At 72.8% G+C, this 16,050-nt stretch carries 13 protein-coding genes; 8 read left to right on the forward strand and 5 right to left on the reverse strand.

Annotated elements, in window-relative coordinates; genetic code table 11:
• The first annotated feature begins 136 nt into the window (after positions 1-136).
• From HNR02_RS20850 to HNR02_RS20860, 3 genes are read left to right on the forward strand one after another with little or no spacing between them, the layout of a single operon-like run.
• Complete coding sequence (locus HNR02_RS20850) at positions 137-2,704, forward strand: ABC transporter permease family protein (protein ID WP_312861074.1); 2,568 nt, start codon at positions 137-139, stop codon at positions 2,702-2,704.
• The gene (locus HNR02_RS20855) at positions 2,691-3,362 is read left to right on the forward strand and encodes an ABC transporter ATP-binding protein (protein WP_179774813.1); all 672 of its coding nucleotides are present in this window, start codon (positions 2,691-2,693) and stop codon (positions 3,360-3,362) included. The genes HNR02_RS20850 and HNR02_RS20855 overlap by 14 nt, the downstream gene beginning before the upstream one ends.
• On the forward strand, positions 3,362-3,961 hold the full coding sequence (locus HNR02_RS20860) for an ATP-binding cassette domain-containing protein (RefSeq protein WP_179774814.1): 600 nt from the start codon (positions 3,362-3,364) through the stop codon (positions 3,959-3,961). Before HNR02_RS20855 ends, HNR02_RS20860 begins: the two co-directional genes overlap by 1 nt.
• Here the strand turns inward: HNR02_RS20860 and HNR02_RS20865 are convergent, their stop codons facing one another.
• Together HNR02_RS20865 and HNR02_RS20870 are read right to left on the reverse strand one after the other, a co-directional pair.
• A complete protein-coding gene (locus HNR02_RS20865; protein WP_179774815.1) occupies positions 3,962-4,789 on the reverse strand; it encodes an LLM class flavin-dependent oxidoreductase in 828 nt (275 codons plus the stop codon).
• Between the two features lie 9 nt (positions 4,790-4,798).
• The gene (locus HNR02_RS20870; RefSeq protein WP_179774816.1) at positions 4,799-5,695 is read right to left on the reverse strand and encodes an SDR family oxidoreductase; all 897 of its coding nucleotides are present in this window, start codon (positions 5,693-5,695) and stop codon (positions 4,799-4,801) included.
• A 123-nt stretch (positions 5,696-5,818) separates the two neighbouring features.
• On the opposite strand from HNR02_RS20870, the gene HNR02_RS20875 reads away from it, so the two are divergent.
• Positions 5,819-6,715, forward strand: a complete 897-nt coding sequence (locus tag HNR02_RS20875; RefSeq protein WP_179774817.1) for a LysR family transcriptional regulator — start codon at positions 5,819-5,821, stop codon at positions 6,713-6,715.
• A gap of 4 nt (positions 6,716-6,719) precedes the next feature.
• On the opposite strand, the gene HNR02_RS20880 is transcribed toward HNR02_RS20875, so the two are convergent.
• Positions 6,720-7,721 (reverse strand): LLM class flavin-dependent oxidoreductase, encoded by a 1,002-nt coding sequence (locus HNR02_RS20880; protein WP_179774818.1) that lies wholly within the window; start codon positions 7,719-7,721, stop codon positions 6,720-6,722.
• A 45-nt stretch (positions 7,722-7,766) separates the two neighbouring features.
• Positions 7,767-8,147 carry an STAS domain-containing protein gene (locus tag HNR02_RS20885; RefSeq protein WP_246338607.1) on the reverse strand — a complete coding sequence of 127 codons (381 nt, stop codon included), beginning with the start codon at positions 8,145-8,147 and terminating at the stop codon, positions 7,767-7,769.
• A 254-nt stretch (positions 8,148-8,401) separates the two neighbouring features.
• Between HNR02_RS20885 and HNR02_RS20890 the strand changes: the two genes are divergently transcribed.
• From HNR02_RS20890 to HNR02_RS20900, 3 genes are all read left to right on the forward strand, one after another.
• Positions 8,402-10,216, forward strand: coding sequence for a helix-turn-helix domain-containing protein (locus HNR02_RS20890; protein WP_179774819.1), 1,815 nt, complete (start codon positions 8,402-8,404; stop codon positions 10,214-10,216).
• Positions 10,217-10,282: 66 nt separating this feature from the next.
• Positions 10,283-11,206, forward strand: coding sequence for a hydroxymethylglutaryl-CoA lyase (locus tag HNR02_RS20895; RefSeq protein ID WP_179774820.1), 924 nt, complete (start codon positions 10,283-10,285; stop codon positions 11,204-11,206).
• Positions 11,207-11,240: 34 nt separating this feature from the next.
• Positions 11,241-12,230, forward strand: coding sequence for an SDR family NAD(P)-dependent oxidoreductase (locus tag HNR02_RS20900; RefSeq protein ID WP_179774821.1), 990 nt, complete (start codon positions 11,241-11,243; stop codon positions 12,228-12,230).
• Between the two features lie 677 nt (positions 12,231-12,907).
• On the opposite strand, the gene HNR02_RS20905 is transcribed toward HNR02_RS20900, so the two are convergent.
• Positions 12,908-14,725 (reverse strand): flavin-containing monooxygenase, encoded by a 1,818-nt coding sequence (locus HNR02_RS20905; RefSeq protein WP_179774822.1) that lies wholly within the window; start codon positions 14,723-14,725, stop codon positions 12,908-12,910.
• A 151-nt stretch (positions 14,726-14,876) separates the two neighbouring features.
• On the opposite strand from HNR02_RS20905, the gene HNR02_RS20910 reads away from it, so the two are divergent.
• Positions 14,877-16,049, forward strand: coding sequence for a helix-turn-helix domain-containing protein (locus tag HNR02_RS20910; RefSeq protein WP_179774823.1), 1,173 nt, complete (start codon positions 14,877-14,879; stop codon positions 16,047-16,049).
• Position 16,050 lies beyond the last annotated feature (1 nt).

Here is a 16,050-nt window from a genome sequence, read left to right on the forward strand (position 1 = left end):
TGCGGGCACCGTGTTTGCCCTTCCGGGCACCGTGTTGGCTGTTGCGGGCGCCGTGTTGGTCTGCCGGGGACCCGACCGTCCGGCGGGCCCGTCGAAAACCGGTGATCTCCCGGCCTTCTCGTGCAAGACTGCGCTGGTGAAGCGCTGGGGGTTGCCGTCGCCGTGGGCGCGCGCGCCGTGGATGCTGCTGCGCCGTCCCGCCATCTCCGTCGCGGTGGCCGCGGCCGCGTTCCTCGTCGCCCTGCCCGCGGCGGCCGCGGCATTGTTCCTGTCCGCGGCGGGCAACGCGAGCCTGCGCGACCAGACCGCCGACGCCTGCCCCGCCTTCACCGGCGCCCACGTCGAGGCGTCGCTGGAGTTCACCGGCGCGTCCGGGGCACGGCAACTCGACCGGCGGGTCCGCGCGCTGACCGAGGCCGGGGCACCCGTGCCGCGCCTGTCCGGACCGGTCGTGACCCTGACCAGCCGCGCCACCGTCGGCACCGGCACCGTCTCACTGGTCGCCCGCGACGGTTTCGCGGACAACGTCACCGTGCTCGACGGCGGCAGCGGGCCCGGCCTGTGGTTGCCGGACGGGTTCGCCGGCGCGCAGGGGATACGCGTCGGCGACCAGGTGCCCGTCGCGCTGACCGGGCGGACCGCGATGATGCCCGTCGCGGCGGTCTACGCGGACCTGCGCTCGCAACCCGACCGGCCGTACTGGTGCGGCCTCGTCGACCTCTACCGCGGCAAGCCGCTGGGCGAGGTCGCGATCTACCCGCTCGCGCTCGTGTCCAGGGACGACTTCCTCGCGCTCGCCGACGGCACCGGGTCCGTGGCCGGTACCACGGTGGAACTGGCCGTCAACACGGACGGCCTCACCACGGCGAACGTCCACCCCGTTCTCGACGGCCTGCAGCGGCTTCGCGACGACACCAACCAGGCCGTGGACCGCTATCCCGGCGGCGTCCGGTTCAGTTCGGGTCTGCCCGCGATGGCCGAGCGGGCGGATCTCGTCGTCGGCGCGCTCACCGGCACCGTGGTGCCGCTCGCCGCGGCCGCCACCCTCGCCGGGCTGGTCGTCGCGGGCGCGGCGGGCGGGTTCTGGGTCGACCGGCGCCGCGCCGAACTGACCGTGCTGTCCGCCCGCGGCGCCGGACCCGTCGCGCTGGCGGGCAAGGCCGTGCTGGAGGTCGCGCTCGTCGTCGCGGCGGGTGCGGTGGGCGGGTGGTTCGCCGCCCGCGCGCTCGTCGGGTCGGCCGGGCCCATCGCCCTGTTCACCCCTGCCGCGCGCGCCGGGTCGGTGTGGGCGACGGCCGGTGCGTTCGTGGTGACGCTGGGCGCGATCGCCCTGGTCGCCGCTCGCCGCACGGCCCATCTGTTCGACGTGCCCCCGGTGCGCGCCCACCGCCGGAGCCGGATGCCGTGGGAGGTACTGCCGCTGGCCGGTGCGGTGGTCAGCTGGTTCGTCCTCGGCGACGACGTGCAGACCGGGTCGGCCGGCGCGGGCACCGTCGCGCACGTGCCGCCCCGGCTGGTGGTCGCGCCGATCCTGCTGGTCATCGCCCTCGCGCTGGGTGTGGCGAGGCTGACCCGGTGGATGCTGGCGCGGGCCCGCGCCCGCGGCGGGCCCGCGCACGCCGGGCTGTTCCTGGCGACCCGCCGGGTGCTGGCCGGACCGGTCGCGGCGGCGGTGCTGATCGGCGCGACCGCGGTGCCGGTGGCGCTCGCCGTGTACGGGGCGTCGGTGACCGGCTCGGTCGAGCGGACCCTGCACGCGGAGGGACAGCTGATCGTCGGCACCGACGTGGTGTTCTCCCTGGAGGGGCCGGCCCCGGTCCCGCCCGCGCTCGTGGACAGCGCGAGCGCGGTGTCCTACTACAACAACGCCCGCGTCGGCGGCACGACCGTCGAGGTGATCGGCGTGGACCCGGCGACGTTCGGCCGCGCCGCCTTCTGGGATCCCGCGCTGCCCGGACCCTCGTTGGACGATCTGCTCGGGCGTCTCGCGAGCGGGGAGAAGATCGCCGTACTCGCCGGAGCGACCCGTGGCGCGTCCACTGTGGACATCGGTGGGCGGGCGATGCCGCTGACCGTGGTCGGGGTTCCGCAGCTGCCGGGGAAGAAGTCGGGCAATCCGCTGCTGATGGTGCGGCAGGACGTCCTGGACGGGCTCGGGCTGGTGACCCGGCCGCAGCTGTGGGTCCGGGGCGATCCGGACCGGATCCTGCCCGCGGTCGCCGGCCTGCCGGTGCGGACCTACGCCGAGGCGGCCAGCGTCACCGCCGCGGGTGTCTACTCGCCGATCACCTACACGTTCGGCTTCCTGGCGGCGGTTTCGCTGCTGTGCGGCGCGATCATCATCGTCGGGCTCCTGCTGTACCTGACGGCGAAGGCGCGGGCACGGCGCAGCGCGTACGTGCTCCTGAAACGGATGTCGGTGTCGGCGGCCGACCACTGGCGGTCGCTGTTTTTCGAGGTGGGTGGTCTGCTGCTGGCCGGGTTCGTCGCGGGGCTGGCGCTGGCGGCTGTCGCCGTCGCATTCACTTACGGCGCCTACGATCTCAACCCCGCGACGGTGCCCGGCACGGTGCTGGACGTGCCGTGGGGGCTGGTCGGCGGGCTGGCCGCCGCGGCGGTGGTCACGACGATGCTCGCGGCGGCCGTCGCGCAACGCGCGGTGTCCCGCGCCCGGCCGGCGGAGGTGCTGCGTGACTCACGATGAGCGGGTTCTGTGGTGTGAGGGTGTCGAGTACGGCTACCCGACGCGCGGCGAGTCGGTGCGAGCGCTGTCAGGAGTCGCGTTGTCGGTACCGCGGGGCGCGATCACCGCGGTCGTGGGCCCGTCCGGATCGGGCAAGTCGACCCTGCTGAAGATCCTGGCCTGCCTGGAACGGCCGGAGGACGGTCGCGTGTGGATAGACGGCACGGAGGTCACCGGCCTGTCCGCGCGGACGCGCCGTGCGATGCGCCGGTCGCGGATCGGGTACGTGTTCCAGGATCCGGCGGACAACCTGCTCGACTACCTGACGGTGTCCGGGCACCTGGCGCTCGCGGCGCGGTTGCGCGGGCGGGACACGGGCGCGGACGCGCTGGTGGACGTGCTCGGGCTGGCGCACCGCGCCGGGCACGTGCCGCGACGGCTCTCCGGTGGTGAGCAGCAGCGGGTGGCGCTGGCGTTCGCCGCGGTGGGTTCGCCGTCGGTGGTGGTCGCGGACGAGCCGACCGCGCAGCTGGACCGCTCGTCGGCCGCACGGGTGGTCGAGGCGTTGCGGGGACTGGCCGACCGCGGGCAGGCGATCCTGCTCGCCACGCACGATCCGTCGGTGAGCCGGGTCGCGGACCGGATCGTGGAGCTGGTGGACGGCCGGGTGGAGGGCTGATGCTGGCGTTGCGCGGGGTGCGCAAGAACTACGGCCCGACCGAAGCGCTGCGGCCGGTGGACCTGGACCTGACCGGCGGGGAGCTGGTCGTGCTGACCGGGCCGTCCGGATCGGGCAAGTCGACGTTGCTGATGATCGCGGGTGGATGGGAGACCCCGGACGGTGGTGAGGTCGTGCCGGGCGCGCCGCTGCCGGATCTGCCTGTGGCGCGGATGTCCTGGGCGGACGTGGGGTTCGTGCCGCAGTCGATCAGCCTGTTCGAGGAACTGACGCTCGCCGACAACCTGGCGCTGGCCCGTGGTGGTCCGGGCGGCGACGAGCTGCTGGCGGCACTCGACCTGACCCGGCTCGCGTCGCGGCGGCCCGGTGAGGTGTCGCGGGGTGAGCAGCAGCGGGCGGCGGTGGCGCGGGCGCTGGTGGCCTCCCCGTCACTCGTGATCGCCGACGAGCCGACCTCGCACCAGGACCACCAGCGGGCGTTGAAGGTGCTGGCCGCGCTGCGTGCGGCGGCCGACCGGGGCGCGGCTGTGCTGATCGCCAGCCACGACCCGGTCGCCGTGGGGTATGCGGATCGCGAGGTCCGCCTGGGCGCGGGCTGATCAGGCCAGCACCGCGGGGGCCAGCGCCTCCAGGTGCTCCAGCGATGCCGCGAAGTCGGCGCCGGCCGGAGGCAAGAGGGCGACGTGGTCGGCGCCCGCGGCCAGGTGGTCGCGCACCCTGGCCGCCACCGCCGCCGGGTCACCGTGGGCGACGAGCGCGTCCACCAGCCGGTCGCTTCCTTCCGCATACCCCAGCTCGGCCATCGCACGCGCGAAGGCCGGCTGGTTCATCGCGCCCGCCACCTGTTCGGCGGCCGCGGCGCGGTCCGGCACCACGGACAGCCCGGCGACCAGCAGCTTGCCCGGTCCGAGCGTCCGCCGGACCTGGGCCGTGCCCTCGGGCGGGAGCATCGCGGGGAAGGCCCCGTCGGCGATCTCGCCCGCCAGCGCCTGCATCTTCGGGCCGTTCGCGCCGAGGATCCGCGGGTACGGGCCCTCGCCCATCCGGTCCACGTAGCGGCGCACCGTCGCGAGCGGCCTGCCGAACTCCCGCCCGGCGGCGGCCGCCTGCTCCGGGTACCCGACACCCAGCCCGAGCACCAGCCGCCCCGGATGCGCACGCGCGAGGAAGTCCGCCGCCGCGTGGGCGGTCTCCGGTTCACGAGCCCAGATGTTCGCGATGCCGGTGCCGAACGCGATCCGGCTCGTCGCGCCGAGCAGCACGGCGAGCTGCACGAGCGCGTCCTTGCCGGGGACCTCGTTGGTCCAGGCCGCGTGGTAGCCCGCGCGTTCCAGGCGCGTCGCGGCGTCGCGCAGCACGTCCGGTTCCACACTGGTGAACGACACCGGCAGGAACGCCCCCACCGGGCCGAGTTCCGTCATGCCCATCGAGACCCCTCAATCCTTGAAGTAGTGGCCCTGTTCGAGGTCCTCGATCAGCCCGTGCCGCGTGGGCTGCCAGTCCAGCTCCCGCCGGGTGCGCTCGTTCGACGCGGGGGTGTCCTGCATGAGCACGCCGCCGACGTACCCGAGCCGCTCCCTCGCCTCCTCCGGCGTGACGGCCGTGACGGGCGTCCCCAGATGCCTCCCGACGACCTCGGCGATGTCGCGGACCCGCACACCCTCCTCGCCGACACCGTGCAGGCGCGCACCCGCGGGCGCCTTCTCCACGGCGAGGCGGAACAGCCGCGCCGCGTCGAGCCGGTGGACGGCGGCCCAGCGGTTCGACCCGTCGCCGCAGTAGACCGAAGTCCCGGTCCTGCGGGCGCCGTCGATCATCGACGCGACGAACCCGCGGTCGCCTTCGCCGTGCACCGACGGCGGAAGCCGCACCACGGAGGGACGGACACCGAGCGCGGCGTAGGACACCGCGACGCCCTCGTTCGCGAAGCGAAGCGACGAGAACGCCCCGGCCGGGGGCACGCTCTCCTCGGTCGCCACCTCGCCGGGGACGAGCCCGGACGTGCCGGAGGTGACGACCAGCGGCCGTCCGGAACCGGCGAGCGCGTCGCCGAGCGTCTCGATGGCACGCCGGTCGGTCTTCACCGCGGCGGGGAAGTCGGTGAAGTCGTGGACGAACGCGGTGTGGATGACGCCGTCCGCGGCTTCCGCACCGGTGCGCAGGCTGTCCAGATCGTCGAGACCGCCGCGGTGCACCTCCGCGCCGGTTTCCGCCAGCACCGACGCCGAGGCGTCGGAGCGGGCGAGGCCGAGCACCTGGTGGCCCGCCTCCAGCAGATCGCGGACCACGGCACTGCCGATGAAGCCGGTCGCTCCAGTGACGAAGACACGCATATGAACCCCTTTCCCCTGTGTTCGATCCCGATTCCCAGCCTGCTCGGGCAGACGGCCGGGAGTCCAACGCCTGTTCCGAATCACGTAATACGATCGGGGCATCACCACAGGTAGACTGGGGTGATGCCCTCGTCCCCGGATCTTGATCTCCGCCTCGTGCGGTACTTTACCGCCGTAGCCGAGCACCAGCACTTCGGTCACGCGGCCGCTGCACTGCACGTCACCCAGCCGTCGCTGAGCAGACAGATCCGCGCACTCGAACAGCAGCTGGGTGCGCGCCTGTTCGACCGCACCCCGCAGGGAACGCGGCTCACCCGGCCCGGTGAGGTCTTCCTCCCGCTCGCGAAGGCGCTGCTGCGCTCGGCGACGCAGGCGGCGATGCGCACCCGCGCGGCCGCCGAGCCCAGCCGCTTCACCGTCGGCCACAGCGCGCTGGTGGTCATCACGCCCGCGGTGCGGGCGATGCGGTACCAGCACCCGGACGCCGACGTGCACACCCAGCACGTGCCGTGGAACGGGGTGCGGGACGCGCTGGCGGAACACCGCGTGGACGTCGTGGTGGGCCGGTTGCCGTTCCCGACGGACGGGCTGCACGTGACCGTGCTCTACGACCAGCCGCGCGTGCTGCTGGTACCGCGCGACCACCGGCTGGCGGGCAAGGAATCGGTCGGGCTGGACGACATCGCCGACGAGCCGATGCCTCGCGTGCCCGGCGAGCCGGAGTGGGAGGCGTTCTGGCGCATCGACCCCCGCCCCGACGGGCGCCCGGCTCCCGGCGGACCGCTCATGGAAACCATCGAGGACAAGTTCGAACTGATCGCGGGCGGGAAGGCGGTGGCGATCGTCCCGGCGGACACCCGGATGGGGAGTCTGCGGGCCGATCTCACCACGGTGCCGCTGGAGGGCGTCGAGCCGTGCCAGGTCGTGCTGGCCACGCGCGCGGGCGACACGAACCGGCTGGTGGCGGCGTTCCGCCGGATCGCGAACGCGGTGCTGACCGGCGAACCGGCGACGGTGTGAGGCGTCAGGCGGGGCGCCAGCCCAGCTCGGGCCCCAGTTTGGTGGCCATGTCGGTCAGGATCTGCACGTAGTCGGCGTGCTCGAAGGTGAACGGGAGCGCGAAGGCGACCTCGTCGATCTCCGCGAAGGCGGCGTCGGCGTGCAGCCGCCCGGCGATCTCCGCGGACGTGCCGACCAGGTCGCGGGCGAACACGAGCCGCGCCGGGCCCTGGGGAGCGGTGGTGCGGGGTGTGCGGGCCGCGGCGAACGAGGTGTACTTGGCGCGCTGCTCGGGGGTCGCGGAATCCGTCGGGATCACCACCAGGCCCTGTGACACGCGGGCGCGATCCCCGTCGGGGTGGGCGGCGCGGAACGCGCGCACGTGCGAGAGCTGGATGTCCGCGAAGTCCTCCGACTCCTCGGCCTTGACCACGCTGCTGGTCAGGAAGTTCATGCCGTTCTCGCCGGCCCACCGCGCCGAGCGGAGGCTGCCACCGCCGTACCAGAGGCGGCGGCCCAGGCCGGGGGAGTGGGGCTGCACGCGGTCGGAGTACACCTCGAAACCCTCGGTGCCGCGGAAGGTGGTGACCGGTTCACCGCGGACGGCATCCAGGAACCGCCGCACCCGCTGGTGACTGAAGTCCTCGACGTCGGCGCTGTCCGGGTAGAGGGCGTCCTTGACGTGCTCCCAGTGCGTCGGCGGTCCCACGGACAGGCCGGGGTTCAGCCGTCCGCCGGAGAGGATGTCGACCGTGGCGAGGTCTTCGGCCAGGCGCAGCGGGTTCTCCCAGCCGAGCGGGATGACGGCGGTGCCCAGCTCGATGCGCCGGGTGCGCTGTGAGGCGGCGGCGAGCACCGCCACCGGCGAGGAGATCCCGTGCTGCAGGTGGCGATGGCGCACCCACGCGCTGTCGAACCCCAGCTGTTCACCCAGCTCGATGACGTCGAGGGTGGCCTCGTGGCCGGCCCGCGGCTCGCTCTCGTCGAACAACCCGATGGTGAGAAAACCCAGCTTCCGCAGCGACACACCGTCGATCCTGCCAGGTGATCGGGGCGCCGTGGGGGCCACTCGTCAACTTGCGAGCGCTTCCTCCAGCGAGGTGTGCACGGTGAGCATGTCCAGCAGATCGGTGACGGACAGCAGCCTGCGCACGACGGTGCCCGCCACCACGCGCAGCTGGGCTGGCGCCGTTTCGCGGTGTGTGCTGGCCAGCAGGCCGAGCCCGCTGGAGTTGATGAACCGCAGTTGCGACAGGTCCAGCACGAGGCGCCGCGGCTGGTCGACGAGCGCGAGCCGGATGAGGCGGCTGAGTTTGGGCGAAGTCGACTGGTCCAGTTCGCCGGTCGCGGTGAGGACCACATCGCGACCGTGGTGCTCGGCCGACACCGTCATCGTGCGGACGGGTGCGGCGTCGGCCGGAAGTCCCGGCCGGGAACGGTCGCGTGGTGCCATCCGCCCATCATGCACACGCGCACGGGATCCAGCAGCACAACGGTTTTCCGCGCGGGTGAGCCGTGTTTGCCGCCTGATCACCGGGGTACGAGCGTGGCGGATTCCTGCCCGGACAACGACATTCGCGGCGCTCCGACGTCCGCTTCCCGTCCGGGCGCCCTGACCACCGTGGTGCTGGTGCACGAGGCAGGTGTGTACCGTGGATCCATCCGATCCGGGCCGCTGTGGCCCGTTGGTCCACGAGGTGAGTGTGCATGGGTCTGCCCGTCGAGGTCGTGGCCGGCCTGCTGGACGCGGCCGCCGCAGAGCAGGACACCGACCTCACACACCTCCTTGCCGACCTCGAACCGGCCGACGCCGCGCGCGTCACGGCAGGGGTGCGGCGGTTGCGGGCCACCTCCGACCGGCTTCGCCGCCGGGGTCAGGAGCTCGCGGCTCTGTTCTCCTCGGCACGGGAGCTCGCGCAGCTCCGGGACGTGGACGAGCTGCTGGCCCGGCTGGTCGAACGGGCCCATGACCTCGTCGGGACCGACGTGACCTACCTGTCGGAGTTCGACGTGGGCAGTCGCGAGCTGCGGGTCCGCACGACGCTCGGCACGGTCGCCCCGACGTTTCCCGGCTTGCGGGTGCCTGCCGGGATGGGCCTGGCGAGCCAGGTCGTCGAGAGCCGCCGTCCGTGCTGGACGGCGCGGTACTCCGCCATGACGCAGGCGCCGCACGACCAGGGAATCGACGAGACCGTCGCCGCGGAGGGGCTCATCTCGCTGCTCGGCGTGCCCCTGCTCGCCGGGGACGAGGTCATCGGCGTGCTGTTCGCCGCGAACCGGGTCGAACACGCGTTCTCGCCGGAGGAAATCTCGCTGCTGTCGGCCTTCGCCGACCACGCGGCCGTCGTGCTGCAGACCGCCCGCCTGCTGGCCCGCGCCAACGCCGCCGCCGACGAAACCCGCCGCGCCTACGGCGAGCTGGCCCGTCACGTCGAGGCGATGGAACGGGCCAGCGAGGTCCACGGCGACCTCACCGCGCTCGTCCTGCAGGGTGGCGACGCGGCGGATGTGGCGAGCGCGCTCGGTCGTGCGCTCCGCTGTCGCGTCACGTTGCTCGACACCGCACGGCTCGACGGTGCCGTGCGGGAGGCCGTGGAGCAGAGCCGCCGCAGCGGGCGGTGCGTGGCCGCCGGTGCTGGGGCCTTCGCGGTCGCCGTACTGGCCGGGCCGGCCCTGCTCGGCGCGTTGCTGCTGGAACAGGGCACCGTCGAGTTCGGGCCGGTCGAGATCCGCACGGCCGAACGCGCCGCCCAGATCACCGCCCTGCTCAGCCTCAAACAGGACGCGATGATCGAGGCCGAGCAGCGCGTGCGCGGCGATCTGCTGGCCGACCTGCTTTCCACCGACCAGGACCGTCGCGACGGAGCCGGCGCCCGCGCCCGTGCCCGGGGCATCCGGTTGGACGAGCTGCACTCGGTCGTGGTGGCCGCGGTCCCGGCGGAGCTGCGCCGCGACGCCGTGCGCGCGCTGCGGCGTGCCGGTGGGCTGGTCGGCGAGCACGCGGACCGCGTCGTCATGCTGACCGGCGAGGAGGACCCGGCGGCCGCGGCCCGTGCCGTGCACGCGGACCTGAACCGGGCGCTCGCCGCCCCGGTCCTGACGGTGGGGGCCGCGCGGGAGGCGGATCTGCGCGATCAGGCCGAGGCCGCCGGGGCGTGCGCCCGCATCCTGCCCGCGCTCGGCGTCACCGACGCCGCTGTCACGACCGACGAGTACCTGCCCTACACGGCCCTGTTCGGGCCGGGCGAGGCCCGTGTGGCGAGGTTCGTGCGCAGCGTCGTCGGTCCCGTCCTGGACTGGGACGCCGAGCACGCCGGCACCCTGCTGCCCACGCTCGCCGCCTACCTCGACCACCGGATGAGCCCGGTCAACACGGCCCGCGCCCTCCACCTGCACAAGAACACCGTGTTGCAGCGGCTGGACCGCATCGGCGAACTGCTGGGGGAGGGCTGGCAGAACCCGGACCGGCTGTTCCGCGTCACTGTCGCCGTCCGCCTCGCCCGCCTGGCCGACAGCCCATAACGCGGCGTCCAGCCGTGGATGGTCGGTCCATTCACCGTGGCCGCCGGCGCGGATAACGTGCCGCGCATGACCGTCGACACCCTGCCCGGCCTGCCATCGGCCGTGACGATCTGCGAGGTCGGGCCGCGCGACGGGCTGCAGAACGAGTCCGCGGTCGTGCCCGCCGCGGTCAAGGCCGAGTTCGTGGAACGGCTCGCCGACGCCGGGCACACCGTGATCGAGACGACGAGCATGGTGCATCCGAAGTGGGTGCCGCAGCTCGCCGACGCCGAGGAGGTGCTGCGGCTGGTCGAGCGGCGTCCCGGCGTGCGTTATCCGGTGCTGGTCCCCAACGCTCGCGGACTGGCGCGGGCGCTGGACCTCGGGGCCACCGACATCGCGGTGTTCGCGGCCGCCACCGAGAGTTTCGCCAAGGCCAACCTCAACCGCACGGTGAGCGAGTCCCTGGAGATGTTCGCGCCGGTGGTCGCCCGCGCGCGGGAGGCGGGGCTGGGTGTGCGGGGCTACCTGTCGATGTGCTGGGGCGACCCGTGGGCGGGCACGGTCCCGTTGCCGCAGGTCACCGCGGTCGCGACCCGGCTGTTCGCGCTGGGCTGCACCGAACTGAGCCTGGGCGACACGATCGGCGTCGCCACGCCGGGCCGGGTCGTCGCGCTGCTCGACGCGCTCGTCGCGGCCGGGATCCCGCTCGCGCGGATCGCGGTGCACTTCCACGACACCTACGGCCAGGGCCTCGCCAACACCCTCGCCGCGCTGCACCACGGAGTGACCACAGTGGACGCTTCCGCCGGTGGCCTCGGCGGCTGCCCCTACGCGAAGAGCGCCACCGGCAACCTCGCCACCGAAGACCTGCTGTGGCAGTTGAACGGGCTCGGCATCCACACCGGTGTCGACCTGGCCAAGCTCGCCGAGACCAGCGTGTGGCTGGCCGGGCACCTGGGCCGTCCCAGCCCGTCGCGGGCGCTGCGCGCGCTGTCCGGCGCGGGTTGACCTGGAGCGCGCTCCAGCACCTAACTTCGCTGACATGACCACGGCACAGCACAGGATCGGTTCCGGTTTCGGCGCGACCACCACCGCGGCCGATGTTCTCGAAGGCCGCGACCTGTCCGGCACACTCGCGGTCGTCACCGGCGGCTACTCGGGGCTCGGCCTCGAAACCACCCGCGCGCTGGCGGGCGCGGGCGCTCGGGTCGTGGTCCCGGCTCGACGACCGGAGGTGGCGAAGGCCGCGCTCGGCGGCCTCGCCGAGGTGGACGAGCTGGACCTCGGTGACCTGGACAGCGTGCGCGGGTTCGCCGAGCGGTTCCGGGAATCGGGGCGGCGCATCGATTTCCTGATCGGCAGCGCGGCGATCATGGCGTGCCCGGAGGCGCGGGTCGGGCCCGGCTGGGAAGCCCAGTTCGCGACGAACCACCTCGGCCACTTCGCGCTGGTGAACCGGCTGTGGCCGTCGATCGCGCCCGGCGCACGGGTGGTCTCGGTTTCCTCGCGGGGCCACCACTTCTCCGGAATCCGCTGGGACGACCTCTGGTTCGAGCAGGGCTACGACAAGTGGCAGGCTTATGGACAGGCCAAAACCGCGAACGCGTTGTTCGCGCTACGGTTGGACGAGCTCGGCGGACCGTTCGGTGTGCGATCGTTCTCGGTGCACCCCGGCAGCATCCTGACCCCGCTGCAGCGGCACCTCTCACTCGAGGAAAAGATCGCGAACGGCTGGGTCGACGAACGCGGCGAGCCGATCGCCGACTGGTTCAAGAGCCCGCAACAGGGCGCGGCGACGCAGGTCTGGGCGGCGACTTCCCCGGCACTCGATGGGATGGGCGGGGTGTACTGCGAGGACTGCGACATCGCCGAGCCCGCGTCCGGCGAGCCGCTCCCCTCCGGGCCAGGGCGTCCCGCGATGTACACGGGAGTCCGTGACTGGGCGGTGGACCGGGCGCAGGCCGCGAGGTTGTGGGAGCTGTCGGCGGGTTTGACCGGGGTGGATGCTTTTTCTCCGGCTCCGCTTCGGTAGCCCGCTACGCGGGTTTTTGCGCTGCGCGCGCTGCAAGCACCGGCTTCGCTTCGCTACGCCCCGATTGTGGCCGCCCCGATTTTTGATTGTTTCTCCGGCCGAGCAGGCGGGGTCAAGGCGGGAAAGAGTACCTTGACCCCGCCTGATCGTCCGCAGAACTGGGCTGTGTGTCGGGTGCGGGGGAGGGCTGGGCGGCTGGTGGCTGGTTCACGTCCGCCGGGCGCCGGTTGTGTGGGTGTGGTGGCGTCCCGGAGGAGCAAACACGCTGCCCGGAACGGCAAACACGCCAACGGGAGCGGCAAACACGGCGCGCCGGCGCCGTGTTTGCCGCTCCGGGCGCCGTGTTGGCCGTTCGGGGCGCCGTGTTGGCCGTTCCGGGACGTGCACGTCACGCTCGCGAACCGGCGCCCGGCAACGGAACGCAACCCTCCTCCCGAACCAGACCTGTCCCGCAACCCGATCCCCAGCCTGCTTTGGCGGCCGATCAGGCGGGTCAAGGCACGCTTTCCCGCCTTGACGCGTCTGCTCGGCCGCCAAAGACGCTGAAAGATCGGGTACGGGAGGGCCACACCGCCGGGCGCGCAGCGCCCAGGCGCCGGGGCGCAGCGAAGCGAAGCCGGCGCCTGCAGCCGCGCGCAGCGCACAAGCCCGCGCAGCGCACAGCCCGCGCAACCAGCTCAAGAAAGGTGGTGCACCTCCTGCAGCCCGTACACCTCGGTCGGCACCCCCTCGTACCGCGCCTTCAACTGCAGTGCCAGGTACAGCGAGTAGTGCCGCGACTGGTGCAGGTTCCCGCCGTGGAACCACAAACCGGGCTGCTGCGTGGGTTTCCACATGTTGCGCTGCTCGCCCTCCCACGGCCCGGGGTCCTTGGTCGTCGCCGAACCGAGTCCCCAGCACTTGCCCACGCGGTCGGCCATCTCCTGGCCCGCGAGGTCGGCGACCCAGCCGTTCATCGAGCCGTATCCCGTCGCGTACACCACGAGGTCGGCTTCCAGTTTGGTGCCGTCGGCGAGGACAACGCCGTCGGCGACCAGGTGGTCGACCTGCCCCTGCACCAGCTTGATTTTCCCGTCCGCCACCAGTTCCGCGGCCCCGACATCGATGTAGTATCCCGAACCGCGTCGCAGGTACTTCATGAACAGGCCGGATTCGTCGTCACCCCAGTCGTGCCGGAAACCGGCCTTTTCCAGGCGCTCGTAGAAGTCCGCGTCGTGTTCCTTGATTTTGGCGTACACCGGGATCTGGAACTGGTGCATGATCCGGTAGGGCAGCGACGCGAACACCATGTCGGCCTTGTCGGTGGTCATCCCGGCCGCCACCGCGCGCTCGGAGTACAGGTCGCCGAGCCCGAACTCCATCAGTGAATCGGACTTCACGATGTGCGTCGACGACCGCTGCACCATCGTCACGTCCGCGTCGTGCTCCCACAGCGCCGCGCAGATGTCGTGCGCGGAGTTGTTCGAGCCGACCACCACGACCTTCTTGCCGGTGTAGGCGTCCGGGCCGGGATGCTGCGAAGAGTGGTGCTGCTCGCCCTCGAAATCATCCATCCCGGGGAACGACGGGATGTTCGGTTTCCCCGACATGCCGGTGGCGAACACGAGCTGTTTCGGTGTCAGCACCACGGTTTCCCCGTCCCGGTCAACGGTGACCGTCCACTGCGCGGTGTTCTCGTCGTAGGACGCGGACTTGACCTCCGACCGCGTCCAGTACGGCACGTCCATCACCCGCGTGTACATCTCCAGCCAGTCCGCGATCTTGTCCTTCGGCGCGAACACCGGCCAGTTCTCCGGGAACGGCAGGTAGGGCAGGTGGTCGTACCAGACCGGGTCGTGCAGGCAGAGGCTCTTGTACCGCTTGCGCCACGAGTCGCCGGGCCGGTCGTGGCGTTCCAGCACCAGCGCGGGCACCCCGAGTTGCCGCAGCCGCGCGCCGAGGGCGATACCACCCTGGCCGCCGCCGATGACCACGACGTAGGGTTGCCGGTCGCGGCCCAGCTCCTTCGTTTCGAGCTCGCGTTCCTCGGCCCACGACCGGCGCCCCTCGATCGCGCCGTGGTGCACGCCCTTGGGGCGGCGTTCGCGTTGCGGTTCCTCGAACCCCTTCAGCTCGCGCAGGCTGGTCAGCAGCGTCCAGGCGCCCTCGTCGGTGAGCCGGAGATGACCCTTGCCGCGGCCGGTCGCGGTCTCGAACTCCAGCCACGCCTCGGTCACGCCGTCGGCTTCGGTGGGGGTCTCGGTGGTGCGGAAGCCCGACGGGTCGGTGCCGTCCAGGCAGGCGGAGAGCAGGTCGGCGACGCCTTCGCGGCCTTCGACGGTCTTGAGGTTCCAGGTGAACGCCACCAGATCGCGCCAGAAACTGTCGACCGCGAACAGGCCGGCCGCCGCCGCGACGTCACGGGCCGCCAGCGCGCTTTCGAACTGCCGCAGCCAGTCGTCCACGCGGGCCTGCGGGGAACGCGACGGCGCTTCCCTGTCGATGGTCTGTGTCATCGCCACTCCTCGTCCTCGCCGTTGAAGATGTAACTCCGATCACAGCCGGTCCGTCACCGGCCGGCAACGGTTGCAGCGAGTTGCACGTCTTGGCCCCGGTCGGGGACGGCACCTATGCTCGATCGGCGACGCACTGGTGCGGAGGTGGACCGTGAGCATGCCCGGCGCAGTCCCGCCCGGCTGCAGCCTGCCCGCCTACGCCCGCGATCTGGTGCGCATGCACGACGCCGTCATCGGCGGCGGCAGGCCCGCGCTGCGGCCGCGGGAGGTCGTGTCCCGGTCCTGGTCGCGGGTGCTCGGGCTGGGGTTGAAAGCCGACGGGCTGAACGCGCGTGACTGGCTCGGCGAGGACGAGCTGGCCCGGCGGCGGGAGACGTCGCCGCTACGGACCGCGGTCGCCGACCTGCGGCAGGTGCTCGGCGGGATGTCCCACGTGCTGCTGGTCGTCACCGACGCGGACGGCGCGATCCTGTGGCGCGAGGGCCCTCCCGCGGTCCGGCGGCGCGCGGACGACCTGGGGTTCTTCGAGGGCGCGGAGTGGACCGAGGAGCGGGTCGGCACCAACGCGATCGGGACCGCGATCGCCGAGGCCGCGCCGGTCGAGCTGCTGGCAGGGGAGCATTTCGAGCAGGGCCAGCACCCCTGGTACTGCACGGCGTCGCCGGTGCACGATCCGCGGACGGGCGAGCTGCTCGGCGTGATCGACGTGAGCGGCCCCGCGCTGACCCTGCACCCGGCCATCGGGGCGCTTGTCGAGACCGGCCGCAGGCTCGCGGAGTCGCAGCTGTGGCGCTGGCACCAGCAGCGTCTGGACCGGCTGCGCCAGGCGGGTGAACCGCTGCTGACGGCGGGCCCCGCCGTCGTGGTCGACGACAACGGCTGGGTGGCCTCCAGCGCGGGCGTGTCGGTCGGCGACCGGATCACGGCCCCGGCCGACGGTGAGCCCATCGCGGTGCCGGGGCTGGGTGCGTGCCTGCCCGAGCGGCTGGCGGAGGGCTGGCTGATCCGCCCCGCGAGCACCGACCGCCGGGTGGCGCTGGACCTCGACCTCACCCGCACACCTCTGCTGACGCTCCAGGGCGGCACCGCCGCGTGGCGCCGCCCGGTGACCCGCCGCCACGCGGACATCCTGACGCTGCTGCACTGCGCCGGCCCCGCGGGTCTCTCGGCCGAAGCGCTGAGCCGCGCGCTGTACGGGGATGCCGAGCACGTCGTCACGGTGCGCGCGGAGGTGTCACGCCTGCGCCGCCTGCTGGGCGCCCTGGTCGACACGAGGCCGTACCGCCTGGCGGACGGGGTGCGGATGACGGTGCGCGAGACCTGAC

The organism is Amycolatopsis endophytica, from assembly GCF_013410405.1.
GTDB classification, from domain to species: Bacteria; Actinomycetota; Actinomycetes; order Mycobacteriales; family Pseudonocardiaceae; genus Amycolatopsis_E; species Amycolatopsis_E endophytica.